The organism is Vreelandella malpeensis (genome assembly GCF_020622355.1).
Taxonomy (GTDB): Bacteria; Pseudomonadota; Gammaproteobacteria; order Pseudomonadales; family Halomonadaceae; genus Vreelandella; species Vreelandella malpeensis.
Genome location: NZ_WHVL01000001.1, coordinates 274,093 through 299,610, shown reverse-complemented (window position 1 = coordinate 299,610; position 25,518 = coordinate 274,093). Strand labels below are relative to the sequence as shown.

General features: G+C 62.5%; 23 protein-coding genes and 1 riboswitch. Of the genes, 11 read left to right on the top strand and 12 right to left on the bottom strand.

Annotation, left to right across the window (positions count from 1 at the left end):
* Position 1: 1 nt before the first annotated feature.
* From GEV37_RS01395 to GEV37_RS01375, 5 genes are all read right to left on the bottom strand, one after another.
* Positions 2-1,240 (bottom strand): phosphopentomutase, encoded by a 1,239-nt coding sequence (locus GEV37_RS01395; protein ID WP_227388379.1) that lies wholly within the window; start codon positions 1,238-1,240, stop codon positions 2-4.
* Positions 1,240-2,574, bottom strand: coding sequence for a thymidine phosphorylase (gene deoA / locus GEV37_RS01390; RefSeq protein WP_227388378.1), 1,335 nt, complete (start codon positions 2,572-2,574; stop codon positions 1,240-1,242). The genes GEV37_RS01395 and deoA overlap by 1 nt, the downstream gene beginning before the upstream one ends.
* A 2-nt stretch (positions 2,575-2,576) precedes the next feature.
* Positions 2,577-3,362, bottom strand: coding sequence for a deoxyribose-phosphate aldolase (gene deoC, locus GEV37_RS01385; RefSeq protein ID WP_227388377.1), 786 nt, complete (start codon positions 3,360-3,362; stop codon positions 2,577-2,579).
* A gap of 116 nt (positions 3,363-3,478) precedes the next feature.
* Positions 3,479-4,762, bottom strand: a complete 1,284-nt coding sequence (locus GEV37_RS01380) for a NupC/NupG family nucleoside CNT transporter (RefSeq protein ID WP_227388376.1) — start codon at positions 4,760-4,762, stop codon at positions 3,479-3,481.
* Positions 4,763-4,798: 36 nt separating this feature from the next.
* Positions 4,799-5,644 carry an outer membrane protein OmpK gene (locus GEV37_RS01375; RefSeq protein WP_227388375.1) on the bottom strand — a complete coding sequence of 282 codons (846 nt, stop codon included), beginning with the start codon at positions 5,642-5,644 and terminating at the stop codon, positions 4,799-4,801.
* 193 nt (positions 5,645-5,837) lie between these two features.
* On the opposite strand from GEV37_RS01375, the gene GEV37_RS01370 reads away from it, so the two are divergent.
* The 6 genes from GEV37_RS01370 to cyoE all read left to right on the top strand — a co-directional run bounded on the left by GEV37_RS01370 (position 5,838) and on the right by cyoE (position 11,693).
* Complete coding sequence (locus tag GEV37_RS01370; RefSeq protein WP_227388374.1) at positions 5,838-6,599, top strand: DeoR/GlpR family DNA-binding transcription regulator; 762 nt, start codon at positions 5,838-5,840, stop codon at positions 6,597-6,599.
* A gap of 286 nt (positions 6,600-6,885) precedes the next feature.
* Positions 6,886-7,875 carry a ubiquinol oxidase subunit II gene (gene cyoA, locus GEV37_RS01365; RefSeq protein ID WP_227388373.1) on the top strand — a complete coding sequence of 330 codons (990 nt, stop codon included), beginning with the start codon at positions 6,886-6,888 and terminating at the stop codon, positions 7,873-7,875.
* Between the two features lie 3 nt (positions 7,876-7,878).
* On the top strand, positions 7,879-9,855 hold the full coding sequence (gene cyoB / locus GEV37_RS01360) for a cytochrome o ubiquinol oxidase subunit I (protein WP_227388372.1): 1,977 nt from the start codon (positions 7,879-7,881) through the stop codon (positions 9,853-9,855).
* Positions 9,855-10,484: a cytochrome o ubiquinol oxidase subunit III gene (gene cyoC, locus GEV37_RS01355; protein WP_227388371.1), complete on the top strand. Its 630-nt coding sequence runs from the start codon at positions 9,855-9,857 to the stop codon at positions 10,482-10,484. The genes cyoB and cyoC overlap by 1 nt, the downstream gene beginning before the upstream one ends.
* 1 nt (position 10,485) lies before the next feature.
* Positions 10,486-10,815 carry a cytochrome o ubiquinol oxidase subunit IV gene (gene cyoD / locus GEV37_RS01350; RefSeq protein ID WP_227388370.1) on the top strand — a complete coding sequence of 110 codons (330 nt, stop codon included), beginning with the start codon at positions 10,486-10,488 and terminating at the stop codon, positions 10,813-10,815.
* Positions 10,773-11,693: a heme o synthase gene (gene cyoE, locus GEV37_RS01345; RefSeq protein ID WP_227388369.1), complete on the top strand. Its 921-nt coding sequence runs from the start codon at positions 10,773-10,775 to the stop codon at positions 11,691-11,693. Before cyoD ends, cyoE begins: the two co-directional genes overlap by 43 nt.
* Positions 11,694-11,771: 78 nt before the next feature.
* Here the strand turns inward: cyoE and pta are convergent, their stop codons facing one another.
* Positions 11,772-13,958: a phosphate acetyltransferase gene (gene pta / locus GEV37_RS01340; RefSeq protein WP_227388368.1), complete on the bottom strand. Its 2,187-nt coding sequence runs from the start codon at positions 13,956-13,958 to the stop codon at positions 11,772-11,774.
* Entirely contained in the window at positions 13,955-15,139 is a 1,185-nt protein-coding gene (locus GEV37_RS01335; RefSeq protein ID WP_227388367.1) for an acetate/propionate family kinase, read from the bottom strand. Before GEV37_RS01335 ends, pta begins: the two co-directional genes overlap by 4 nt.
* A gap of 191 nt (positions 15,140-15,330) precedes the next feature.
* Between GEV37_RS01335 and GEV37_RS01330 the strand changes: the two genes are divergently transcribed.
* From GEV37_RS01330 to GEV37_RS01310, 5 genes are all read left to right on the top strand, one after another.
* Positions 15,331-16,248, top strand: coding sequence for an EamA family transporter (locus tag GEV37_RS01330; protein WP_227388366.1), 918 nt, complete (start codon positions 15,331-15,333; stop codon positions 16,246-16,248).
* Between the two features lie 77 nt (positions 16,249-16,325).
* The gene (locus tag GEV37_RS01325; RefSeq protein WP_227388365.1) at positions 16,326-16,835 is read left to right on the top strand and encodes a porin family protein; all 510 of its coding nucleotides are present in this window, start codon (positions 16,326-16,328) and stop codon (positions 16,833-16,835) included.
* Between the two features lie 235 nt (positions 16,836-17,070).
* Positions 17,071-18,132 (top strand): HlyD family secretion protein, encoded by a 1,062-nt coding sequence (locus GEV37_RS01320; RefSeq protein WP_227388364.1) that lies wholly within the window; start codon positions 17,071-17,073, stop codon positions 18,130-18,132.
* Between the two features lie 61 nt (positions 18,133-18,193).
* Positions 18,194-19,252, top strand: coding sequence for a DUF2955 domain-containing protein (locus GEV37_RS01315; RefSeq protein WP_227388363.1), 1,059 nt, complete (start codon positions 18,194-18,196; stop codon positions 19,250-19,252).
* A gap of 155 nt (positions 19,253-19,407) precedes the next feature.
* Complete coding sequence (locus GEV37_RS01310) at positions 19,408-19,587, top strand: CsbD family protein (protein WP_227388362.1); 180 nt, start codon at positions 19,408-19,410, stop codon at positions 19,585-19,587.
* 81 nt (positions 19,588-19,668) lie between these two features.
* On the opposite strand, the gene GEV37_RS01305 is transcribed toward GEV37_RS01310, so the two are convergent.
* The 5 genes from GEV37_RS01305 to GEV37_RS01285 all read right to left on the bottom strand — a co-directional run bounded on the left by GEV37_RS01305 (position 19,669) and on the right by GEV37_RS01285 (position 25,298).
* Positions 19,669-21,357, bottom strand: a complete 1,689-nt coding sequence (locus tag GEV37_RS01305) for a hypothetical protein (RefSeq protein WP_227388361.1) — start codon at positions 21,355-21,357, stop codon at positions 19,669-19,671.
* A 100-nt stretch (positions 21,358-21,457) separates the two neighbouring features.
* Positions 21,458-23,338: a phosphomethylpyrimidine synthase ThiC gene (thiC, locus tag GEV37_RS01300; RefSeq protein ID WP_227388360.1), complete on the bottom strand. Its 1,881-nt coding sequence runs from the start codon at positions 23,336-23,338 to the stop codon at positions 21,458-21,460.
* Positions 23,339-23,375: 37 nt separating this feature from the next.
* Entirely contained in the window at positions 23,376-24,044 is a 669-nt protein-coding gene (tenA, locus tag GEV37_RS01295; RefSeq protein ID WP_227388359.1) for a thiaminase II, read from the bottom strand.
* An 88-nt stretch (positions 24,045-24,132) separates the two neighbouring features.
* Positions 24,133-24,284, bottom strand: a riboswitch (TPP riboswitch).
* A gap of 78 nt (positions 24,285-24,362) precedes the next feature.
* Complete coding sequence (locus tag GEV37_RS01290) at positions 24,363-25,082, bottom strand: integron integrase (protein WP_264477646.1); 720 nt, start codon at positions 25,080-25,082, stop codon at positions 24,363-24,365.
* A 21-nt stretch (positions 25,083-25,103) separates the two neighbouring features.
* Positions 25,104-25,298, bottom strand: coding sequence for a phage integrase N-terminal SAM-like domain-containing protein (locus GEV37_RS01285; protein WP_227389193.1), 195 nt, complete (start codon positions 25,296-25,298; stop codon positions 25,104-25,106).
* Between the last annotated feature and the right edge of the window lie 220 nt (positions 25,299-25,518).

Genomic DNA, 25,518 nt, shown 5'->3' with positions numbered 1-25,518 from the left:
GTCAGGCCACGCGGGGCAGAAAGCTTTCGCCGTCGTCCATTTCGCGCAGCACGAAGAAATCCGCCAGGGTCTGGCCGATGTCGGCGAAGGTATCGCGCTTGCCGATCGGCCCCGGCGTGAAGGTGCCGCCGCGCACCAGGATCGGCACGTACTCGCGGGTGTGCTCGGTGCCTTCCCAGCTCGGATCGCAGCCGTGGTCTGCGGTCAGGATCAACAGATCCTCGTCATCGAGGGCCTCGAGAAGCTGCGGCAGGCGGGCATCGAAGTGCTCCAGCGCCTCGGCGTAGCCGGGGACATCGCGGCGGTGGCCGTAGAGCGAGTCGAAATCGACGAAGTTGGCCATGATGAAGGTCGGCTTGTCGCGGCGGTCGGTACGCGCGATTTCACCGAGCGTTGCCTCCATCAGCGCGTCGTGGCCACTCGCCTTCACCTTGTGGGTGATGCCGCAGTGGGCGTAGATGTCGGCGATCTTGCCGATCGAGACCACCTCGCCGCCGGCCTCGTGAAGCTTCTGCAGCACCGTGGGCGTGGGTGGCTCGATGCTGTAGTCGCGCCGGTTGCCGGTGCGCGCGAAGGTTTCAAAGCTTTCGCCGACGAAGGGGCGGGCGATGACCCGGCCGATATTGTAAGGCTCGAGCAGCGCGCGCACGGTCTCGCACAGCGCGTAGAGCTTCTCGAGGCCGAAGTGCTCCTCGTGGGCGGCAATCTGGAACACCGAGTCCGCCGAGGTGTAGACGATCGGCTTGCCGCTCTCGACGTGCTCCTCACCCAGGCGCGCGATGATCTCGGTGCCCGAGGCGTGGCAATTGCCCAGCACGCCGGGAAGCCCGGTCTTTTCCACGATCTGCTTCAGGAGTTCCGGCGGGAAGCTTGCCTCTTTATCGAGGAAGTAGCCCCAGTCGAAGCGTACCGGCACGCCGGCGATTTCCCAGTGGCCGGACGGCGTGTCCTTGCCGCTGGAGATCTCCTGGGCGTGAGCGTAGGCACCGTCGAGCTCTTCCGGAAGCTCGACGCCTTCGGCGAGCGCGCCGGTGGCGTCCCGGTGAGCGTGGAACAGACCGAGTTTGCCCATGTTGGGCAGCTTCAAGGGGCCGCTTCTGGTGTCGGTGTCGGCCTCGCCGCGGGCGCAGGCAGCGGCGATGTGACCGAGCGTATCGGCGCCCTGGTCGCCGAAGTCAGCGGCGTCCGGCGCAGAGCCGATGCCGAAGGAGTCGAGTACCACCACGATGGCGCGTCGCATTACGCTTCTCCTCTGAAGGTATCCTGAATCAGCGTATCCGCCTCGACCGGCGACTGTCCAAGGTTGATCGCGGCCTTGAGCTGCTCGGCGGCGCGGCGTGCGGCGTCCTCATTAGCCGCGTGAACGAAGGCCAGCGGCGTATCGGCATCGACGCGATCACCGATCTCGGCAATCGCGCTGAAGCCGACGCTGTGATCGACCTTGGCGTCGTTACGCAGGCGCCCGCCACCGAGTTCGACCACGCTCATGCCCACCGCCCGAGTGTCGATGCGCGAGACGACGCCCGCGTTATCGGCGTAAACCGGCTGCACCACGTTCGCTTTGGGCAGGTAGTGCTCGCTTCGCTCCATGAAGTCCTTCGGCCCGCCGAGCTCGGCGACCATGCGCGCGAACACCTCGGCGGCCGCCCCGGAGGTCAGGGCCTTTTCGAGCTTGGCCAGTGCATCGTCGCGGCTCTGGGCGAGCTTGCCGGCTAGCAGCATCTCGACGGCGAGCTCGCGGGTGACCTGCATCACCCGGCTTTGCGGGCGTTCGCCACGCAAAAGCGAAAGCGTCTCGACGATCTCCACCGCGTTGCCGGCACACGGCGCCAGCGGCTGGCTCATGTCGGTCAGAAGCGCGGTGGTCGGCGTGCCGGCTTGAGTGGCCACGTTGGCGATGCTCTCGGCGAGCTCGCGGGACTTCTGCGGCGTCGGCATGAAGGCGCCGCTGCCGACCTTGACGTCCATCACCAGCGCATCCAGCCCCGAGGCGAGCTTCTTGCCCAGAATCGAGGCGGTGATCAGGGGAATCGACTCCACCGTGGCGGTGATGTCGCGCACCCCATAGATGCGCTTGTCCGCCGGCGCCAGGTTGCCGGTCTGGCCGATGATGGCAACGCCAGTGGACTGGACGATCTGGCCGAAGCGTTCCGGAGCGGGGTAGGGATCGTAGCCGGGGATCGACTCCAGTTTGTCCAGCGTACCGCCGGTGTGGCCGAGCCCGCGCCCGGAAATCATGGGAACGAAGGCGCCACAGGCGGCGACCCAGGGGCCGAGCACTAATGACACCAGATCACCCACGCCGCCGGTGGAGTGCTTGTCGACCACCGGGCCCGGCAGGTTCAGGGAGTCCCACTGCATGACGTGGCCGGAGTCGCGGGTGGCGGTGGTCAGCGCGACTACCTCTTCGCGAGACATGCCGTTCAAGTACACCGCCATGGTGAAGGCGCCGATCTGGGCGTCGCTGATGCGATCGTCCGCGATACCCTGGACGAAGTGCTTGATCTCCTCGAGCGGTAGCGTCTGGGCGTCGCGCTTGAGGCGGATGAATTCCTGGGGAAGCAGATGCGCCATGATTAGTAGCCTCCTTGTTGCGGGGCGGCGGCACCGCCGTTCAGGGTGACGAGCACGTCCCCCAGAAGGCTCGAGGCGCCGAAACGAAAGTGTTGGGGCGTGACCCAGTGCGGACCCATGATGTCGGCGGCGAGTTTCAGGTACTCGGCAGCCTCCTCGACGGTGCGAACGCCGCCGGCAGCCTTGAAGCCGACCTCCCGGCCGCTTGCCTTGATGGCACCGAGCATGATCTCGGCGGCTTCGAGCGTGGCGTTGGTGGCGACCTTGCCGGTGGAGGTCTTGATGAAGTCGGCTCCGCCTTCGATGGCGAGTTCGCTGGCGCGCTGGATCAGCTCAGGGGTCTTGAGCTCGCCGGACTCGATGATCACCTTAAGGATCGCCTGGTCGCCGCAGGCGGCCTTGCACATCTCGACGAGCTCTCGGCCGGTCTCTTCGTCGCCGGCCATCAGAGCGCGGTAGGGAAACACCACGTCGACCTCGTCGGCGCCGGAAGCCACGGCCTCGCGGGTTTCCCGCGCCGCGCTCATGATGTCCTCGCCGCCAGCGGGGAAGTTGGTGACCGAGGCGATCTTCACCTGATCCCTCAGGTTGTGAGCGGTCAAGGCACGCGCGGCGGTGACGATGAACTGCGGGTACACACAGACGGCGGCGGGGGTGCCAACCGGGGTCTTGACCATCTGACAAAGCGACTCGATGCGCGCGTCGGTGTCGTCGTCGTTCAGGCTGGTGACGTCCATCAGGGCGAGCGCTTGCTTGGCGGTGTGGGTCAGATCAGTGGAGGCGGTCATGGCGTTCTCGCGTTGGATGAAAGACAGTAATGAAAAAGAGCCCTTAAATGAAAAATAGCCCTTAAAAGCGAACGGGCACCCCTGCGGCGTGCCCGTTTCTCCGCGCGGCGGCGGGCTTACGCCGCCACGCTTCCCAGGGCGATGAAGAAGCCCGCGATCGAGGCCGACATCAGGTTGGAGAGCGTACCGGCCAGCACGGCCTTGACGCCGAAGCGGGCAATCTCGTTGCGCCGCGTCGGGGCGATGCTGCCAAGTCCTCCCAGCAAGATGGCGATGGAGGAGAGGTTGGCAAAGCCGCACAGCGCGAACGAAAGAACCGCTTGGGTGTGAGGCGTCATGGTTTGACCGGTTGCGGCCACCACCTGTTCCCCATCAATGTAGGGCGCGAGGTTGATGAAAGCGACGAACTCGTTGACCACGATTTTCTGGCCGATGAAGGAGCCGGCAAGCGTGGCCTCCGCCCAGGGCACGCCGAGCAGAAACGCCAGCGGCGCGAACAGCCAGCCGAGAATCATCTCCAGGCTCAGCGAGCCGAATCCGAACCAGCCGCCCACGCCGCCGAGAATCCCGTTGACCAGCGCGATCAGGCCGATGAACGCCAGGAGCATCGCGCCGACGTTGGCGGCAAGCATCAGTCCCGAGGTCGCCCCGGAGGCCGCCGCGTCGAGCACGTTGGCGGGCTTGTCCTCCTGAGCCTGCAGCTCCTCGTCCACCTTGGTGACGTCGTCGCCGTCCTGGTTGTCCTGGGTTTCCGGCATGATCAGCTTGGCGAACAGAAGCCCGCCCGGGGCGGCCATGAAGGACGCCGCCACCAGGTACTCCATGGGAATGCCGAGCTGGGCATAGCCCGCCAGCACCGAACCCGCCACCGAGGCGAGGCCGCCACACATCACCGCGAAGAGCTGCGACGGCGTCATGCGCGCGATGAACGGGCGCACCACCAGCGGCGCTTCGGTCTGGCCGACGAAGATGTTGGCGGTGGCCGAGAGCGATTCGGTGCGCGACGTGCCGAGCGCCTTCTGCAGCGCCCCGCCAAGGATGCGGATCACCCACTGCATGATGCCGAGGTAGTAGAGCACGGCGATCAGCGAGGAGAAGAAGATGATGACCGGCAGCACCTTCACGGCGAACACGAAGCCGACGTTATCGACGTCGCCGAGGCCGCCGAACAGAAAGCCGATGCCGTCGTTGGCATACACCAGCACCTGGCTCACCCCGTTGGAGATGGTTTCCAGGAATACCTGACCGAAGGGAATGTAGAGCACGAAGGCGCCGATGCCCGCCTGGATGGCGAAGGCGCCGAGCACCGTGCGCAGGCGAATGGACTTGCGGTCATAGGAGAACAGCAGGGCGATGGCGACCAAGGTGACCATGCCGACCAGGCTCATCAGGAGTGTCATAGGGAGATCCTTCGAGTTCGCGTGGCTCGCTTCGGGTTAGAGGACGTTGAGCTTGATCGAGTAGATCATGGCGTTCTGATAAACGTCCGGGGCGCCCAGCTTGTTGTTCGAGTAACGGTACTGCACGCCGGTGGTGATCAATGCCATCGGATGCCACCAGAGGCCCACGGCGCCGTTGGTGCCGGTGCTGCCTGCGGTGCCGTTGACGTAGTTCTGCTCGAGGTAGTCGCGATCGCGGTCGAACGTCTGCTCGTGCCAGTTGGTCACGCTGAAGTTCTGGTCGAAGGCATCGAAGTCGAAGCCCGCCACCCAGCCGGCCATGTAGCCGTTCATGCCGGTGTAACCGTCGCTTTGTACGCGTGCCGGGCCGATGAAGGGCTTGAACCAGAGGCCGTTGTCGAACGTGGTACGATAGCCAAGCCCCAGAATCTGATCCTGCTCGCGGCCATCGAAGCCATAGTCGCGGAAGTCGTAGACGTGAGCGTAGAGCGAGAAGGGCGTGTCGCCGAGGTAGAGGTGCGAGGTCACCTTGCCGGCGGTGCGGAAGTTGTCCTGGCCACCGCTCGACTCGTCGAACTGATCGTTGGTCGGGTTCTCGAAATCGAAGAAGCCGTAGAACTCGCCCCAGTGGAAACCCACTGCACCTTCGATCTCGACGTAGGTGAAGTCGCTCTTGGCAGCATTGCCGGCGGTGCGTCGTTCGGTGCCGCTGGACCAGTCGAGGTAGTTCACCGAGACGTTGCCGAAGGACCAGAGCGGGTCGAAGGTGCCTGCGGCCTCATCGCTTGCGAGTGCCGGTGTCAGCAAGGCGCCTGCCAGCAAGGTGCCGACCCCGCCTTGAAGGAGTGGGCGCGGGAATCGGGTAGAACGTCGAGTAGTCATTAAGGCCTCTAGGTAGTCGTGGCGCGACCGCAGTGTGATTGTTGTAAGCGGTTCCAACAGGAGCGCGCTGAAAATTGTGGGGTGCGGGCTGGCGAATGTTAAAATTATAACATTTGGTGCTAAGTTTTTAACACCGGTTTGCGGCGACCGTCGACATTTCGTGAACGGGGGCTCGAATAACGGGGGAGGGTGCATGAGCGAACGCCGGGAACAGCGTTTCGAACGGTTGAAGGAAGCGCTGGGCTGCCAGGGGGTGCTGCACCTTCGCGACGCGGCGAAGCTCTGCCAGGTGAGCGAAATGACCATTCGTCGCGATCTTCAGGCGTGCCCGGGGCCAATCGCGCTGATGGGCGGGCGCTTGTTCAAGGTGGCGCCGACGCCTCCGGTCTACGATCTCACCGAACAGGAGGCGCTGGGGCTAGCGGTGAAGCATCGCCTCTGCCAGCGCGCGCTGGATTTCATCGAGGAGGGCGACACGCTGTTCATCGACTGCGGCTCTACCCTGCAGCCGCTGCTTCCTTTGCTTGCGCGCTTTTGCGAACTCACCGTGGTGAGCTATGCCTTGAACGTCGCCAACCAGGTAGCGGCGTTGCCTGGCGTGCGACTCATCCTTCTGGGGGGGCTCTACTACGGCGCCTCGCAATCCTTTGGGGGCGACGGCGTGGCCGACGAAATCCGGCGGCTGGGCATCAACAAGGCGCTGATTTCCGCCGCGGGGGTGGACGCAAGGCAGGGCGTGAGCTGCTTTCACTTTCACGAAGTGGCGCCCAAGCGGGCGGCGATCGCCACCGCCGCGCGGCGAATTTTAGTCGTCGATGGGCGCAAAATGGGTGTCGTTCGACCAGCCTATTTTGCTACTCTTAGCGACTTCGATGTGGTGGTCACCGACGACGAGCAGATTTCAAAGCGATTTGAGATGGGCTTGCCGTGCGTGACGGACATCGCAATCACTTAGCCAAGGCGCGGTATCTAGCGGTTTTTTCGGGCAGGGTGCGGCAATGCGTCGCTTTCTGCGCGCAGCCGATCGGTAGAAAATATCGCTGCCTTTGTTTGTGCGTCAAGCGCACGCTAAGTTCGCTACCAACCCCATGCGGTAGCGCATATTTTTCCCGGTGTAATCAGGCGTTGCGCCTAGTGCTCTAGGAAAAATATGGGGTGCTAGTTGGTCCGCTACCATGGCCTGGCGTTTGACGCGCTGTGTAGTGACCGGTTTTGTAACGCAACTCTGACGAGATCGCACCATGCAACAACCCTCCAAATGGCGCAGGCGCGGCACGTTCTTCGTGCTCCTTGCGCTGTGCTTGCTGCTGGCAGGCTGTAGCTCGGCCCTGATGGATCCCAAGGGCGATATCGGTGAAGCACAGCGTTCGCTGATTCTCAGTGCCTTTGGCTTGATGCTCATCGTGGTTATTCCCGTCATTGTGCTCACGATCGCTTTCGGTTGGCACTATCGGCGCAATAACACCGTCGCGCAGTACCTTCCGGATTGGGCACACTCCAACGTGATCGAGGCCATCGTGTGGCTGGTTCCGGTCGTCATCGTCGGTATCCTGGCGGTCATCACCTGGCGCTCCTCCCACGAGCTCGACCCGCACCGCCCGCTCGAAAGCGATCAGCCGACCCTCGAGATCCAGGCGATCTCGCTGGACTGGAAGTGGCTGTTCATCTATCCGGAGCAGGGCATCGCCACGGTCAACGAAGTCACCATTCCGGTCAACACGCCGGTACGCTTTCGCGTAAGCTCCGGCTCGGTGATGAACTCGCTGTTCATTCCGCGCCTGGGTACTCAAATCTACGCCATGGCGGGCATGGACAATGACGTTCACCTGATCGGCAACGAGATCGGTACCTACTGGGGACGCTCGTCCAACTACAGCGGTGCGGGTTTTGCCGGCATGGTCTTCGACGCCTACGTCACGTCCGACGAGGATTTCGAGGCATGGGTCGCGGACGTTGCGGCGTCACCCAACGAGCTGACGTTCCCGGAAGGGTATTCTGAGCTCGCCGAGCGCTCCTCGTTCGATCCGGTCCAGTACTTCTCGAGCGTGACCCCGGAGTTCTACGAACGTCTGGTCAGCAGTTTCCATACGGGAACGGATCCTGAAACGGATACGCAGGACGCAGACCGTGCACCGGCCGTGGATAGCAATGAAGCCTATCAGACGACCGACAACCAAGAGGGTGAGGGGGCAGACAACGGCCAGCTCATCAGCAACGAGGCGGGAGGTTAAGCCGTGTTCGGTAAATTAGGTTTTGACGCAATCCCTTTGCACGATCCGATTATCGTGGTCGTGGGAATAGGGATGATCATCGGCGGTCTTGGACTGCTGGCGGCCATCACTTACTTCCGTAAGTGGGGCTGGCTGTGGAACGAGTGGTTCACCTCGGTGGATCACAAGAAACTCGGCATCATGTACTTCATCGTGGCGCTGGTCATGCTGCTGCGCGGCTTTGCCGATGCGATTATGATGCGGACCCAGCAAATGGTGGCCGCCGGCGGTTCCATGGGCTTTCTACCCCCGGATCACTACGATCAGATCTTCACCGCCCACGGCGTGATCATGATCTTCTTCGTGGCGATGCCGATGGTCATCGGCCTGATGAACCTGGTGGTACCGCTGCAGATCGGTGCCCGCGACGTTGCCTTCCCGTTCTTGAACAACCTGAGCTTCTGGCTGTTCGCGGTCTCGGCCATCCTGATCAACATCTCTCTGGTCGTGGGTGAGTTCGCGACTACCGGCTGGCTCGCCTACGCGCCGCTCTCGGGGATAGAGTACAGTCCCGGGGTCGGGGTGGATTACTGGATATGGGCGCTGCAGATATCCGGTATCGGTACGACCCTGACCGGTATCAACTTCTTCGTCACCATCCTGAAGATGCGCACCAAGGGCATGACACTGTTCCGCATGCCGATCTTCACCTGGACCTCGCTTTGCGCGAACGTCCTGATCATCGCCTCGTTCCCGATTCTGACGGCGACTATCGCGATGCTGACGCTGGATCGTTACTTCGGCATGAACTTCTTCACCAACGAGCTTGGCGGCAACGTGATGATGTACGTCAACTTGATCTGGGCGTGGGGGCATCCTGAGGTCTACATCCTGATCCTGCCGGCCTTCGGTGTGTTCTCCGAGGTCATCGCGACCTTCGCTCGCAAGCGTCTGTTCGGTTACCACACCATGGTGTGGGCGACCGTGGCGATCACCGTGCTTTCGTTCATCGTCTGGCTGCACCACTTCTTCACCATGGGGGCGGGCGCCAACGTCAACGCCTTCTTCGGCATCATGACGATGATCATCGCGATCCCGACGGGGGTTAAGGTCTTCAACTGGATCTTCACCATCTTCCGTGGCCGCCTGGAGATGACCTCTCCGGTACTGTGGACGCTCGGCTTCATCATCACCTTCACCATCGGTGGCATGACCGGTGTGATGCTGGCACTGCCGGCGGCGAACTTCGTGCTGCACAACAGCCTGTTCGTCATCGCGCACTTCCACAACGTGATCATCGGCGGCGTACTGTTCGGCATGCTGGCGGGTCTGACCTATTGGTTCCCGAAAGCCTTCGGCTTCACCCTCGACGAGAAGTGGGGCAAGCGCTCCTTCTGGTTCTGGATCATCGGCTTCTACACCGCGTTCATGCCGCTTTACGTGCTGAGCTTCTACGGTGCGGCGCGTCGCATGCAGTCCTACCCGAACGCCGAATGGCAGCCCTGGATGATCGTGGCCTGGGTGGGTGCGGTCCTGATCGCCTGTGGTATCGCCTGTACCATCATCCAGTTCTACGTCAGTGTCCGTGATCGCAAGAAGAACGCCGACGTCACCGGCGACCCGTGGGATGCTCGTACCCTCGAGTGGTCCACCTCGTCTCCGGCGCCGTTCTACAACTTCGCGCACGAGCCGACCGTGGGTGACATCGACAGCTTCTGGACCCAGAAGCAGCGCGGTCTCGAGCAGGCGGAGCAAAAGGCCTACCACGATATTCACATGCCCAAGAACACCCATGCCGGTCCGATCATCAGCGTCTTCGCCATGATCTTCGGCTTCGCGATGATCTGGCATATCTGGTGGCTGGCGATCGTCGGCGCCGTGGGGACGCTCGTGAGCTTCCTGGCCCGCGTGTTTAACGACGACATCGACTACTATGTGCCCGCCGCCGAAGTCGAGCGGATCGAACAGGCGCATCTCAAGCGTGTGGAGGCACACTCGTAATGGCGACAGATACATTGCACCACGGCGCCCATGCGGGTGACCACGACGATCATGAGCACCACGAGCATCACGATGTAGCGGGTACCAAGGTATTCGGCTTCTGGGTCTACCTGATGAGTGACCTGGTGATCTTCGGGACGCTGTTCGCCACCTACGCCGTGCTCATGAGGGGCACGGCGGGCGGGCCGACCGGCGCGGACATCTTCGAGCTGCCGCTGATCCTGTTCGGTACCTTTGCCCTGCTGATCAGTAGTTTCACCTTCGGCATGGGCGTTCTGGCCATGAACGCCAACCGTGTCGGCCAGTTGAAGATGTGGCTGGTGGTGACCTTCGTGCTGGGCCTGATGTTCCTCGGGATGGAAGTCTATGAATTCCATCACCTGATCCATGAAGGGTACGGTCCGGACCGCAGTGCCTTCCTGTCGGCGTTCTTTACGCTGGTAGGCACCCACGGCCTGCACGTGACCTTCGGCATGATCTGGATCCTGGTGATGCTGGTTCAACTCCAGACCAAGGGCATCAATGCCGCCACGCGTCCGCGTATCCTGTGCCTGAGCCTGTTCTGGCACTTCCTGGATATCGTCTGGATCTGCGTCTTCTCCTTCGTCTACCTGATGGGAGTGCTTTGAGATGAGCTCTGCTTCTATTGAACCGGCGAGCGCCCACGGTTCCACCAAGTCCTACGTACTGGGTCTGGTCCTGTCGCTGGTGCTGACGATCATCCCCTTCGGCGCCGTGATGATGGGTGCGTTCAGCACCCCCGTCACCGTCTGGATCATCGTCATCACCGCGGTCCTTCAGATGCTGGTCCAGCTGGTCATGTTCATGCACCTGAACACCAAGGCCGACGAAGGATGGAACATGATGTCCTTCGTGTTCACTGTCTCGATTCTCGCCCTCGTGGTAGGAGGCTCCCTGTGGATCATGCATCATCTGCACATCAACATGATGATCGGCTAACCACGATGCCCAGCCGGCGGCAGGATCTTCTGGAGCTCACCAAACCCGGTATCATCGGCGGCAATCTGATTGCCGCCATCGGGGGCTACTTCCTGGCCGCCCAGGGGCAGTTCGACCTGATGACCTTCGCCGCCGTACTGCTCGGTATCGCGCTGATCATCGGTTCGGCCTGCGCTTGCAACAACGTGATCGATCGCGATATCGATGCCCTGATGGCGCGCACGCGCCATCGCCCGCTGGTACGCGGCAGCGTATCGATCACCCAGGCGCTGGGGCTCTCGGCGCTTCTGGGCGTGTGCGGCGTGGTGTGTCTGGCACTCGGCACCAACGGCTTGACCGTGGCACTCGCCGTGATCGGCTGGGGCGTGTACGTTGGCATATACAGCCTCTACATGAAGCGTCACTCCGAGTACGGCACTCTGGTGGGCAGCCTCTCCGGGGCGATGCCGCCGGTGGTGGGTTACTGCGCGGTGACCGGTACCTTCGACAGCGGCGCGATTGCACTGCTGGTGATCTTCTGCCTATGGCAGATGCCGCACTCCTACGCCATCGCGATCTTCCGCTACGCGGACTATCAGCGGGCATCGATTCCGGTACTGCCGGTGGTGCGCGGCATCAAGACCGCCAAGCATCACATTCTCGGCTACATCGTGGCGTTCATTCCCGCGTCTCTGGCGCTGGGACTGGCGAGCCAGGCCGGCATCGGCTACCTGTGCGTGGCATTGGTGATGGGCTGCTACTGGCTCTACCTGGCACTGCGCGGCTATCGTCTCAATGATGATGTGCGCTGGGCCAAGCAGGTCTTCGGCGTCTCCATCCTGACCATCACGGCGATGAGCCTGGTGATGGTGCTCGAAGCGGTGGTGCCGCTGGTTTGATACGCAAGTGACCGCCAAAAAAAACGCCCCGAGGCCAAGCCTCGGGGCGTTTTTGGTTGAGCGCAATAAACGCGGTGATCAGCCGTTGCGCTGACCGGCCTGGATCGCCGTCAAGGCGATGGTGTAGACGATGTCGTCGACCAGCGCGCCGCGGGAAAGATCGTTCACCGGCTTGTTGAGGCCCTGAAGCATCGGGCCGACGCTCACCACCTGTGCGCTTCGCTGCACCGCCTTGTAGGTGGTGTTGCCGGTGTTCAGGTCCGGGAAGACGAACACCGTGGCCCGACCCGCCACCGGGGAGTCCGGCGCCTTCTGCTTGCCGACGCTTTCAATGGCCGCCGCGTCGTACTGAAGCGGGCCGTCGATGGCCAAATGCGGGGCCCGCTCGCGGGCGATGCGGGTCGCCTCGCGCACCTTGTCCACGTCCACGCCGCTGCCGGAATCCCCGGTCGAGTAGCTGATCATCGCTACCCTTGGCTCGATGCCGAAGGCCTCGGCGGAGCGCGCGCTCTGAAGGGCGATCTCCGCCAGAGTCTCGGCGTCCGGGTCCGGGTTCACCGCGCAGTCGCCGTAGACCACCACCTGCTCCGGCAACAGCATGAAGAAGATCGACGAGACCTGGTTGTACTCCGGCGCGGTCTTGATCAACTGGAACGCCGGACGCACGGTGTTGGCGGTGGTGTGGATCGCCCCGGACACCAGGCCGTCCACCTCGTCCATGGCGAGCATCATGGTGCCCAGCACCACGTTGTCCTGAAGCTGGGCCTCGGCGGTGAGCTCGTTGAGCTTGCCCCGGCGGCGCTCCACCATCGGGCCGACATAGCTTGCCCGGGTGCTTTCCGGATCGATGATGGCAAGCTCCTCGGGCAGGGTCAGCCCACGATGGCGGGCGACGTTCTCGATCTCCTCGCGCTGACCCAGGAGCACGCAGTCCGCAATGCCCCGGCGCTGACAGATGATGGCCGCTTCCACGGTACGGGGTTCGTTGCCCTCCGGCAGCACGATGCGCTTTTTGGCCTGCTGGGCTTGCTTGACGAGCTGAAAGCGAAACGCCGAGGGCGACAGCCGCCGGGTGTAGCCGCGGGAAAGGTTGGCCTTGAGCCAGTCCAGGTCCATGTGGGCGGCCACGTAGCGGGCCACCTGCTCGGCACGCTCGAAATCGTCCAGCGGGATTTCGCGATTGATCTGGGTCAGGTTCTGGGCGGTGGTGAGGCTATCGGTCTCGACCGCTAGTACCGGCAGGCCCGTGCGCAGCGCAGGCCGGCACATCTCGATCATGTTGTCGTTGGGCATGAAGCCGTTGGTGAGCAGCACCCCGGCAAGCTTGGTGCCGTTCATGGTGGCAAGGGCGGCAGCGAGGATCACGTCGTCGCGGTCCCCAGAGGCCACCACGAGGCTTCCCGGCGTGAAGATGTGCAGCGCATTCGCCGCGCTTCGCGCGCACAGGCTCGTCGACATCACCCGGCGCCCGGCGGCATCGCCCTCGTTGAGCAGCCGAGCGTCCAGCGCTCGAGCCACATCCAGGGTACGCGGGGCGGTCAGGGTCTTGCTCTGAGGCACGATGCCGATCAGATGGAAGCTTTCCGTGGCCAGAAACGGCGAGTAGCGACGAAGCTCCTCGAGCACCGGCTCCTCGAGCTGGGGCTTGACCGTGCCCGGGGCGGCGGAAAGCTCATCCTCGTGGCCGCCGTAGGGCAAATTCTTCATGCGCATCAGGATGCCGCCCAGGGTGCGCTTGGAACTCACGCCGCCGAAGCTTCGCGCATGCATGTCGAGCTCTTCCGCCAGGCGCTGTGGCTCGTGGAGATCCCCGGTGCCGACCAGGATGATGCGCGCGTTCAGGGCGTGGGCCAGCTGGGCATTGGTCTGGGTGGCGTAGGTAGTGTGCTGGGTAGGCACCACGCCCTCGACCACCACCAGGTCGAGCGCCGAGCCGTCGCGGTAGGCCTGACGGGTGACCTGGTCGAACAGCTCGATCACGTCCTCCATCAACTCGTCGGTCTGGTCGTCGCGCAGAAGACGCTCCAGGCGCGCCTGGGAGATCGGCGAGGGCGGGCGCTGGTTGAGGGTGCGCGATACCAGCGCCGTCGAACGGTCGAGCCCCGGCCCGTTGAGCTCGTTCTGCATGAAGGGCTTGAGAAATCCCGCCTTCAGGCCGATGGTATCCAGCGCCTGGATGAGACCCAGGCACGCCGAGGTGAGCCCGGCGCCGGCGCTGGTGGGCACCAGCAGGATGGCCTGCGGTTGATCGCTTGCGATGTTCATAGAAACGTCTCCAGGCACTGGCGGGTTTCCAGGGCGATGCGGCCCTCTTCATCGGTGGGGATCACCCAGGCCTCGGGGCCGGTGTGGCCGGCCTTGCCGATGGCGCCTTCGCCGCCGCGAATCGTCGCCTCGTTGGCGGCGTCATCGAGGGCGAAGCCGAAGTGGGGCAGAAGCTCGAGCACCCGGGCGCGTACGATGGGCGAGTTCTCGCCGATGCCGCCGGTGAAGATCACGCCATCGAGCACCGGCAGCGCACACGAAAGCGCGGCCAGCGACTTTGCGATACGGTAGCAGAAGACCTCCAGCGCAAGCGAAGCGCCGGCGTGGCCCTCGAGCGCTTTTTCCTCGATTTCGCGCATGTCGTTGGTCAGCCCGGAAAGCCCCAGGAGGCCGCTTCGCTTGTTGAGCACATCGTCGATCTCGTCGAGCGACCAACCGAGCTGCCGATGCAGGTGGGCGTGCAGGCCCGGGTCGACGTCGCCGCTACGCGTGCCCATCACTAGTCCCTCGAGCGGCGTCAGGCCCATGCTGGTATCCACGCTTTTGCCCTGCCATACGGCAGCGGTGGAGCAGCCATTGCCCAGGTGCGCGGTCAGCCAGCCGCCTTCACCGCGTTCGCTGAGTTCGGCGGCGCGACGGCTGACGAAGGCGTGGCTGGTGCCGTGGAAGCCGTAGCGGCGGATGCCGTGCTCGGTGTAGAACGCCTCAGGCAGGGCGTAGCGGTACGCCTTGGGCGGTAGCGTCTGATGAAAGGCGGTGTCGAACACCGCCACCTGAGGAAGCTCGGCGAAGACGGTTTGCGTTGCCTCGATGCCTGCCAGGTTGGCCGGATTGTGAAGCGGCGCCAGGGCGGCGGTGGCCTGGATGGCCTCCAGCACGTCGCCGGTGATCAGCGCGGCCTGGGTGAAGCGCTCGCCGCCGTGGACTATACGGTGGCCCACCGCCACGGGCAGGCGTCCCTCGAGCCGATCCAGTATGGCGTTCAGGGCCTTGGCATGGTCGGCGCCGGGCAGCGCCTGAATGAAGCTTTCACCGGCGCTGTTCTTGCCCTTGAGCCGCGCCTGGGGCGTGCCCAGGCGTTCTGCCAGGCCGGCCAAACGCGGTGTCTCGAGAGTGGAATCGATCAGCGCGTACTTGATCGAGGAGGAGCCGCAGTTGATCACCAGCACCGGTGCGTTCATATGAGCCTTCTTTGTGTTATGACGACGTGAAACGTCGTGGCGTCGAGGGAAATCCGCCTCTCTGGCGTCAGCGCATTAGACATTAGTATATCATTTCGATCGTTCGTCGATCAGCGCTCAAGTGCGTGGATCAACCGTGTAAAATGACCGTTCATGACCTCTTGTAAACTCAACGCGAGCCGATCCAACGCATGTCCACATCTGCCCCTTCCGCGCTGCCCCGCCCGCTGGCAATCGCCCTGCTGCTGACCGTGGGCAGCATGTTCGCGGCCAACCACGTTTCGGCGCGTCTGGCCTTCGACAACGGCACGGGGCTTTTGTTGGCCATTCTGACCCGTTCCGGCGTTGCGTGCGTGATCCTGCTCATGCTGGTGGCCCTGCAGCGCAAGCGTCTGTGGCTGCCTCGCGGCACCTGGCCCTGGCAACTAGCGGTGGGGCTATTGATCACCGTTCAGAGCCTGAGCCTCTACTCGGCGGTGGCGCGACTTCCCGTGGTCATCGCGCTGCTGCTGGTCAATACCTTTCCCATCCAGCTGGCGCTCTTGAGCTGGGCGCTGGGCGGGCCGCGACCGACGCTTCGCCAGTGCCTGGTAATGGGTACCATCCTGGTGGGGCTTCTGGTCGTGCTCGACATTCCCGCCTGGCTCTCCCAGCCCGAGGCCATGGGCCCGGAGTGGCTCACCGGGATCGGTTTCGGGTTGATGGCTGCCTTCGTGTTCGCAAGCGCGCTGTGGATCACCGAGCACCGCTTGGCTGGCGTGGGCAGCACGCTTCGCAGCCTGCTCACCATGCAGACGGTGTTCTTCGCCATGATAGCGGGAGCGGTGCTGGGCGCGGTGCCCGGCGGCATGGACCTGCCCGAGAACGCGGCGGGCTGGACGGGGCTCGGGCTTCTGGCGCTATTGTACGGCGCCGGGTTCTCGACGCTGTTCATCTTCGTGCCGCGACTCGACATGGCGCGCAACGCCCCGGTCATGAACATCGAGCCGGTGGCCTCGCTGGTGTTCGGTTATTTCGTGCTGGGGCAGATGCTCGAGCCGGTTCAACTGTTGGGTGGGGCGGTCGTGGTCGGGGGGATCGTGATACTCGGCCTTTCCCGGGTGCGCTGAGGATTTGCGTTTTCGAGCGTCTTGAGCCACACTTGGTCGGCGTAAGGAAACACTGTTTTTTAACTGAGGTTACCCCTATGAAGATGACCGTCTTGTCACTCACCTCCGCTGCCCTGTTGCTCGGCTCGGGTGCTTTCGCGGCATCCGCTCAAGCGCAGCAATCCTTTGGCTATCCGGAAGGCTACATCGGCGGCGATGCCATGTTCTGGAATCTGGACCCGGACCGCGGCTCCTCGCGCGACAGCACGGGCCTGCGCCTTCGCGGCGGCGCCCAGTTCAACGACTACTTCGCGCTGGAAGGCCACCTGGGTACCGGCGGCTCCGACGGCGGTGCCAAGCTTGACTACCTGGCCGGCGTCTATGCCAAGGGTATCGCGCCGATCGCCCCCAACGTTCGCCTCTACGGCCTGGCGGGCATGACCGAGGTCGATTTCGACATCGACCGTGAAAGCGGCTTCTCCTACGGTGCTGGCGCCGAGGTAGACATCGCACCCAACGTCGCCGTGGGCGCCGATTACATGCGCTATCTCGACAAATCCGCCTACGACTTCGACGCCGCAAGCGTTGGCCTGCGCTACCGCTTCTGAGACGCGAGCAGTCGTCTATTTAAAGCCCCGCCTAGTGCGGGGCTTTTTTCGTGTAAAGGCTTTCTCATCTAGGGGCTTTCTTGCATAGGGGCTTTTTTGTATAGGGGCTATGGAGTTAGAGGCTATCGAGTTAGAGGTAATGGGGTGCTTTATTGTTAGCTTGCTAATTGTTTGTTAGACTAACGTATTAACCCTGATGAAGCCGGCCCTGCCGGGTTTTGAACGAGTACCCCGTATGACCCCCGATCAGCGCTTTACCCGTTGGGTAAGGGTGGCCCTGGCCGCCTTTGCTCTCTTGTTCGTCTATTTTTTGGTGGCCGACAGCTTCATGCCGATCACGCCGGAGGCACGCATCCTGCGTCCGGTCACGCGCATCGCGCCGGAAGTGAGCGCGCCGGTGAGCGAAGTGGTGGTGCGCGATCACCAGCAGGTAGCCAAAGGGGACGTGCTGTTTCGTCTCAAGGCCGACCCGTTCGAGATCGCCGTAGCGGACGCCGAGCTCAAGGTGGAGCAGGCCGAGCAGGAGAATGCCCGTCTGAATGCCGAACTCGCCGCCGCCCGCGCCGCCTTGGCGGCGTCACAGGCCACCGCTCGGGAGCGCAGCGGCGAGCGCCAGCGCGCAGAGTCCCTGATCGGTCGACAGAGTATTTCCCGCCAGCAGTACGAACAGCAGGTGGCGGCGGCGAACACCGCCGAGGCCGACGTGCGCGCCGCCGAGGCGCAGATCACCAGTCTCGAGGTGCAGCTGGGCGAGGAGGGCGATGCCAACCTGCGCCTTCGTCAGGCGCGCAACGCCCTGGAAAAAGCCCGGCTCGACCTGGCGCGGACCGAGGTTCGCGCTTTTGAGGCAGGTCAGGTGACCAACCTGCAACTGCAGCCCGGCGACTACGTGCAGGCGGGCCAGCCAGTGCTGGCGCTGGTGTCCGATACCCTGGACATCGTCGCGGACTTTCGCGAGAAGAGCCTGCGCCACGTGCGCCTGGGCGACGAGGCCAAGGTGATTCTCGACGCGCTGCCCGGGCATATCTTCGAAGGCCGCGTCACGGCGCTGGACGCCGGGGTGCGCGAAGGGCAGATCGGTGCCGACGGCCAGCTGGCGGACATTCCCACTTCTGATCGTTGGGTGCGCGATGCCCAGCGCCTGCGCCTGCACGTCGCCCTGGACGAACCGCTGGTCGTGATGCCGCCGAGTGGCGCCCGGGCGAGCGTGCAACTGCTGCCCGGCGAACATCCACTGGCGCACCCCTTCGCCTGGCTGCAGGTTCACCTGATCAGCTGGCTGCACTATGTCTACTGAGTCTACTGAGTCTACTGAGTCTACTGAGTCTACTGAGTCTACTGACCGGCGCTCTTGGGGCATGGGCTTGTTCAAGCAGCGGCGTACCGGTGATGCGTCAGCACCTAAGTCGCTGCTCGACGAGAACGGTTTGCGCCAGTGTCTGCGGGTGGCCGGCGGCGCCACACTTGGCTTCGTCATCAGCAAGCTGATGGGCTGGAACTACGGGGTCTTCTTCACCGTCTTCCCGATGTTTTTGCTCGGCATGGTGCCGCTGCTCAATGCCGGCATCATCCGCCAGTTTCTGGGCAATGCTGCCTTCAACGTGGTCGAGGTGAGCCTGATCATCGGCTTTCTGCAGCACATGCCGGTGGTGATGACGCTGGTGGTGCTGGCAATTTTCCTGTTTCGCTTCAACCTGATGGCGAAGGGGCCGTTGTTTCTCTACGCCGCCAACGGCGTGGTGACGCTGAGCATTCTCTTGCACTTCGCAAGCTACCCGGGAGTGGACCTGAGTGAACTTCTCGCCGCGAACCTATTGGCGAGCGTACTGGCGGTGCTGATCGCCATGCTCATGTACACGCTATTTCCCGACGTGGCGCCGCGTCAGCCGCCGCCGCGCGCCGAGAAGAGCGCCGCGCAGGTTCGCCACGAGACGATTCTGGGCGGCGTCACCGCCACGCTCTCCTTCGTGGTGTTCCAGACCTTCGATCTGCGCGACTCGCTCTCCGCCCAGATGGCGACGGTTCTGGTGCTGTTCGCCTTGAGCTATGCCGGTGCCCAAGCTTCTGCGGTCAAGCGCATCGTCGGCACGCTCCTGGGCTGCAACCTGGCGTTGGCGATGCAGCTGCTGCTCTATACTCAGAGCAATCACTTCCTGTTGGCCATCGTGATCTACTGGCTGGGCTTGATGCTGTTCAGCCGTGAGCATGTGCTGGAAGCTGGCGGCTCCGGGGTCGGGTTCGGTGGCATGACCACCCTCGGGATCCTCTTTGGCCAGTCGCTCGGCCCCACCCAGGATATCGTCTACAGCGCGCTCTATCGCTTCTCGTCGATGGTCGTGGCGCTCGCGCTGACACTGATGGTGATTCAGTGTCTGCACCGTGTGCTCGATCATTTCGAAGCCACGCGACTGTCGTAAAAATTACCGTAAAGAGTGTCGTGAAGAGTGTTGCAAAGAAAGTGAGGCAACTTTTTCGCCAACGTCTACTCTAAGGATTAGCTGCACTGTAAACGGACATGACGTTTTGCTTGCAGTCAGCGTGGTTCCTACTAACGGATTAGAGGTAACAAGCCATGTCAGGTTCAAAAGAAGATAAAGCCAAAGGTACTGCCAACAAAGCCGCCGGCAAGGTGAAGGAAGCCGTAGGTAAAGCGACCGGAAGCGAAAAGACCGAAGCGAAAGGCAAGGCGCAGCAGGCCAAGGGCGACGTCCAGAAAGGCAAGGGCGAGCTTAAGGAAGGCCTGAAGAAATAACTCGCATTCACTCAGGAAACAGGGGCCCTTGGGCCCCTGTTTTTAGTTCCGCCCATGGGTCTGCCATGAGCGGTGAACCGATCACTCCTCGGCCATTTCCACTGAAAAGCCGATTTCGAGTCCCGCATCGTCGATCTTGAGCCAATACTCCATCAGCTCGTAGAGGTCGCCATAGCGGCGAAACGTCTCGATATCCGTGTCGGAAAGTTGATCGTCCGGCACCACCGGGGCGATATCGGCAAAGGCGTGGTAGATATCCCCGGAAAGAAAAACGTGGGCCAGCAGGTCCTCGCTCTGCTCGCTCGCCGCAAGTCCTTCCTTCAGGCTCGATGGATTGTCGAGGCCCACGCCCACCGCCAGGGCCGAGTCCGACATCGCCGCGTAGACGTCCGGCGTTTCCGGCGGCAGCAGGAAGCTTTCGACTCGCTTGGCTTCGCCGCCGGGCACCAGCTTCAGTTCGGCGAGTTCCGGCAGGAAGGAGCCGGCGGTCTGCACGAGCGTCATCGGATTGGGGGAGGCCAGCGTCATAAGCCCGGTGGCGGTAGGCATGCCGCGTTCGACGTAGAGACGGTCCAGGCGCAGGTTGATACCCGAAAGCGACGGCGCGATCATCATGGCGACGGGATTGCTCAGCATCGCATTGGCGTCGTCCCAGGTAGTGTTGAGCGCCTGCAGCTCGTCGCAGCCGAAGGGGTTGTCACGCATCTGGCGCGCGTAGAGCTGAACGGTCTCCAGCAGCGCCGGAAGACTCAGGCCCACGCCCATGCTTGCCAGGCCGTTGTGCTCGCCAAGCCCGGGTACTGGCGTGACGAGCCGGCGCAGGTCATTGATGATCTCGTCGTCGGTTTCCAGAATGACGTTGAATTCCGAGCGGCCTTGCAGATCATAGGCGCGCGCGCCCATGGCCACGCCCGGCAGACGCGCCGTGATGCGGTCGATATCTGCCTGGCAGGTAGCAAGATCCAAAGGCTTTTTGTCGACGGCCTCCATCAGCGCACGCGTTCCCGCGTGGCTGGGCGAGCCGAGCTCGTCGAGCACGCGGGCGGTATGGATCTGCCCTGTGCCATACGGCGTGAACCCGTGGCGGCTCTCGATCTCGGCGAGCTCGCCGGAATCCTCCAGGCTGTTCTCGGGAAGCGTCTTGCCCAGCACCAGCGCCATAAGCTCGTCACTCGGCGCGCGCGGTACCAGCGCCAGTACGGCCTGCTCGTCGACGATGCTCAGGATCACCGCGAGATCGCCCTGCGGGTTCAGCACCCAGTAGTCGGTGCCGTCGGTGGTGGCCACCTGCGGCTCCAGCTCGGCACGCGCCAGCACCCGCTCGAGGGTCTCGCGAAACGCCACGCCGTCCTCGAGCTCGAAGCGCAGTACCGGCAGCATGCCCAGGCCATAGAGGGCGGTTTTCGGCGAGATGCTAAGGCCTTTGGCGTGCAGGTCGTCGAGGGTCTCGACACCTTCGAGCTCCTCGCCCATGGCGATTACCAGCGACAGCAACGCACGCTCTTCGTCGGAATCCGAGGCCTCGCGCATCTCACGCACCGTGTCGAGCTCTTCACCTAAGGTGCCGTCGAAGATCATCGAGCGCTGGTAGAAGTCGAACACTTCCTGTTCCGGCAGCGTTTCCCGCGCAGCCATGAAGTAAGGGGAGTCCGCCGGGATATAGTCCAGCATCGAAAGGCTTTCGGGCGTCTCGTCGCTGCTTCCGCAGCCGCTCAAGAGCCCGGCGCTGACCAGCGCTACCGATGCCGCTAAAAAGGTTTTTCTGTTCATCACGAAGTCCCTTTGGGTAACGATCACCAAAGAATATCTATTTTAGTTGCAAGGCTCTAGCAGAAGCGTTGGCGACGCCATGATTTCTGTCCGCGCAGGCCTACACCTTCTGGTAAAGGGCGCTGCCTTCCTGACGAAACTTCTCGGCCTGCGCCTGCATGCCGCGCTCGGCATCATCATGCACCGCCGCATCGCGGTAGGTGTCGCGTACTTCCTGGCTGATCTTCATCGAGCAGAACTTCGGCCCGCACATGGAGCAGAAGTGCGCCACCTTGGCGGAATCCTTCGGCAGGGTCTCGTCGTGGAAGCTGCGCGCGGTATCCGGGTCCAGCCCCAGGTTGAACTGGTCTTCCCAGCGGAACTCGAAGCGCGCTTTCGACAGCGCGTTGTCGCGGCGCTGCGCCGCCGGGTGACCCTTGGCGAGATCCGCCGCGTGGGCCGCGATCTTGTAGGTGATGATGCCGGTCTTGACGTCCTCCTTGTTGGGCAGGCCCAGGTGCTCCTTGGGCGTGACGTAGCAGAGCATCGCGCAGCCGAACCAGCCGATCATCGCCGCCCCGATGCCAGAGGTGATGTGGTCATAACCGGGGGCGATATCCGTCACCAGCGGCCCTAACGTGTAGAAGGGCGCCTCGTCGCAGTACTCCAGCTGCTTGTCCATGTTCTCCTTGACCAAGTGCATGGGCACATGCCCCGGGCCTTCGATCATCACCTGCACATCGTGCTTCCAGGCGATGTGAGTCAGCTCGCCCAAGGTCTTGAGTTCCGCCATCTGCGCTTCGTCGTTGGCATCGGCGATCGAGCCCGGGCGCAGGCCATCGCCGAGGGAAAACGCCACGTCGTACTGCTTGCAGATCTCGCAGATCTCCTCGAAGTGGGTGTACAGGAAGCTCTCCTGGTGGTGATACAGACACCACTTCGCCATGATCGAGCCGCCGCGGCTAACGATGCCGGTGACGCGGTTGGCGGTCAGCGGCACGTAGCGCAGAAGCACGCCCGCGTGAATGGTGAAGTAGTCCACGCCCTGTTCCGCCTGCTCGATCAACGTATCGCGAAACACTTCCCAGGTAAGGTTCTCCGCCACGCCCTTGACCTTCTCCAGCGCCTGGTAGATCGGCACCGTGCCGATGGGCACCGGCGAGTTGCGCAGGATCCACTCGCGGGTTTCGTGAATGTTCTGCCCGGTGGAGAGATCCATGATGGTATCCGCCCCCCAGCGAATCCCCCAGGTCATCTTGTCCACCTCCTCCTCGATGGAGGAGGTCACCGCCGAGTTGCCCAGGTTGCCGTTGATCTTCACCAGGAAGTTGCGCCCGATGATCATCGGTTCGCTTTCCGGGTGGTTGATATTGTTGGGAATAATCGCCCGGCCCCGGGCCACCTCGTCGCGCACGAACTCCGGAGTGATCTCCTCGGGAATGCTGGCCCCGAAGCTCTGGCCGCGATGCTGGTGGCCCAGAATCCGCTCGACTTCGGCATCACCCAACGCCTGGCGGCGCTGGTTCTCGCGGATGGCGATGAACTCCATCTCCGGCGTGACGATACCCTGGCGCGCGTAGTGCAGCTGGGTCACGTTCTTGCCAGCCTTCGCCCGGCGCGGTGTGCGCTTCAAATCGAAACGCAGCTGGGCGAGCGTGGGGTCATTGGCGCGGCGGTGGCCGTACTCCGAGCTCAGTCCATCGAGAAACTCGGTATCGCCGCGCTCCTCGATCCACGCCCGGCGAAGTTCCGGAAGCCCTTGGCGCAGGTCGATCTGCGCGGCGGGGTCGGTGTAGGGGCCGGAGGTGTCGTAGACCAGCAGCGGCGGGTTCTCTTCGGCAGCGCCGCTGGTGGTGGTCGGTGACAGCGTGATTTCGCGAAACGGCACGCGAATGTCCGGCCGCGAGCCTTCGATATAGCGCTTGGTGGAGGCGGGCAGCGGCGCGATGGCGGCGGCGTCGACGGTAGCGGTTTCGGCCAGAAAGTGCTGGGTGCGGCTCATGATGAGGCTCTCTCGTAAGGTTGTCGTTATGGTCGCGCTAGTCGGTCAAATCCAGGCCCATCTGCCAGAAGTCGATCTCCAGGCGGGTGGCATCGCGAAATATCCGGGTGAGTTCTTCGAAGCGCGCCGGGGTGACGTCGGCCAGGCGCTGGTCGAGCCACTCGAGCTCCGAGCGCATCGCGGCCTGGAACTCCTCGCCTTCGTACATGGCGATCCACGCATCGAACGGGTTGTCGCCACCGCGCACCGTGGTGCCCTGGGCGTTGAGCCAGTTGGCGATCTCGCCGTAGCCGACCAGGCACGGCGCCAGCGCCACGTGCAGGTCCAGCAGGTCACCCCGGCTGCCGGTATCCAGCACGTAGCGGGTGTAGGCGAGCGTGGCGCGGGCTTCCGGAAGTGTTGCCAGCTCTTCTTCCGAGATACCCCATTCGCGGCAAAAGCCGATATGCAGCCCAAGCTCCACATCGACGATGGCTTTCAAGCCCTCATGAGCTTGGCGCAAGTCGGTCAGGGTCGGGCTCTTGTAGGCAGCCAGCGCGTAGGCACGGGCGAAGTGGATCAGAAACAGGTAATCCTGCTTCAGGTAGTGGCGAAAGGCGTCATCAGCCAGGGCGACGGTGCCCAGTTGACGCACGAAATCGTGCTCGATGTAGGCGCGCCAGTCGTCCTGGCAGGCGGTGGTCAAGTCAGTAAAGCGGTAGCCCATACATCCTCCGGGAGTCGAGATCCGAAGGGCAGGCGAGAAGATCGAGGAAATGGCGCGGAAGGGTGGCGAATGATCTCGAAAGAGCGTACCGGCGCCATCGCTTGATCCCTACGCCGGTACCCGCGCTCGTTGAATGAGCGCATTAGCCGGATCAGGTTCAGCGGGACCAGCGCTTGGCATCCTCGAAGGACACGCCCTGCGCCATCTCAGCCGGATTCACCGGCACCCCGTCAAGCAGTTGTCTGGCGAGTCTAGGCGGCGGTGGAAAGAGATGCAAGAGGGCGGCTGAGCCTTATACGTGTTAGGCCGGCGGCGTTATTAGCCCAGGGGGCTTTTGACGCCTGCAAAGTCATTACCCAGTACATGCGTGTAAATCTGTGTGGTTTCGACGCTTTTATGCCCCAGTAATGCTTGCAGCGTGCGAATGTCGGTGCCTTGGCTAAGCAGCTGAGTCGCGAAACTATGACGCAAGGAATGGCATGACCCAGGACGCGTTAAAGATGCAGCGCGCATGGCATTTTTCACGGCTTTTTGCACGGCAGAAGTATGAGTATGGTGGAGCACTACCCGGTTCTCGGTATCGAAGCAGGGCCTGGATGAAGGAAAAAGCCACTGCCACGCAAGTGACGTTCCTGCATTGGGGTACTTCCGGTCTAGCGCATGGGGTAACGATACCGGTATCGCGCCGCTTTCAAGGCGTTTGGCCAGTTGCTGCTCTGCCCGGTGAACGTGATATTGCAATGACGCTATACAAGGCGATGGTAAGAGAGTAGTACGATCCTTATTACCTTTGCCAGCACGGACGGTGATCACTTGCCGTGAAAAGTCGAGGTCTTTGACACGCAGACGGCAGGCCTCAGAAACACGTAAACCGGAGCCATACATAAGCGAAGCGATGAGATGCATGGAGCCTGCAAGATGCTCGAAAACACGTATCACTTCTTGATGGGAAAGCACCACCGGTAAACGTTGAGGGCGTTTGGCTCGGCTAAAAGTACCGATCTCACCAAGTGGTTGTTCAAGTACATGCCGATACAAGAATACGATGGCATTAAGCGCCTAGTTTTGGGTGGCAGCTGCCACATGCCGTTCAACGGCAAGGTGCTCCAGGAACTGCCTTACTTCTTGACCCGCCATCGTGGCAGGGTGGCGTATTCCATGAAAGCGAATGAAGAAGCGAATCCAGTAGCGATACGTCTTCTCAGTACGAAGACTATAGCGTTTCACCCGTAAGGTAGCCCGGACCCTATCCATTAGCTTCATGAGGGTATCTCTTTGTATTAATATTTAAATGTATTTATATACAGTATTATTAGAAATGGCAAATCGTGCCAGCACGCGAATTTTGGAAAGGCAGCCAAAATTTGCTTTGCTAGTAATGGAATCAATGAGGTAGATTTGATCAAGGCGGCTACAAAACCTCAATGAACGCGCTGGCGCGTTCATTGAGGTTTTGCAGACGGGTATATAATCA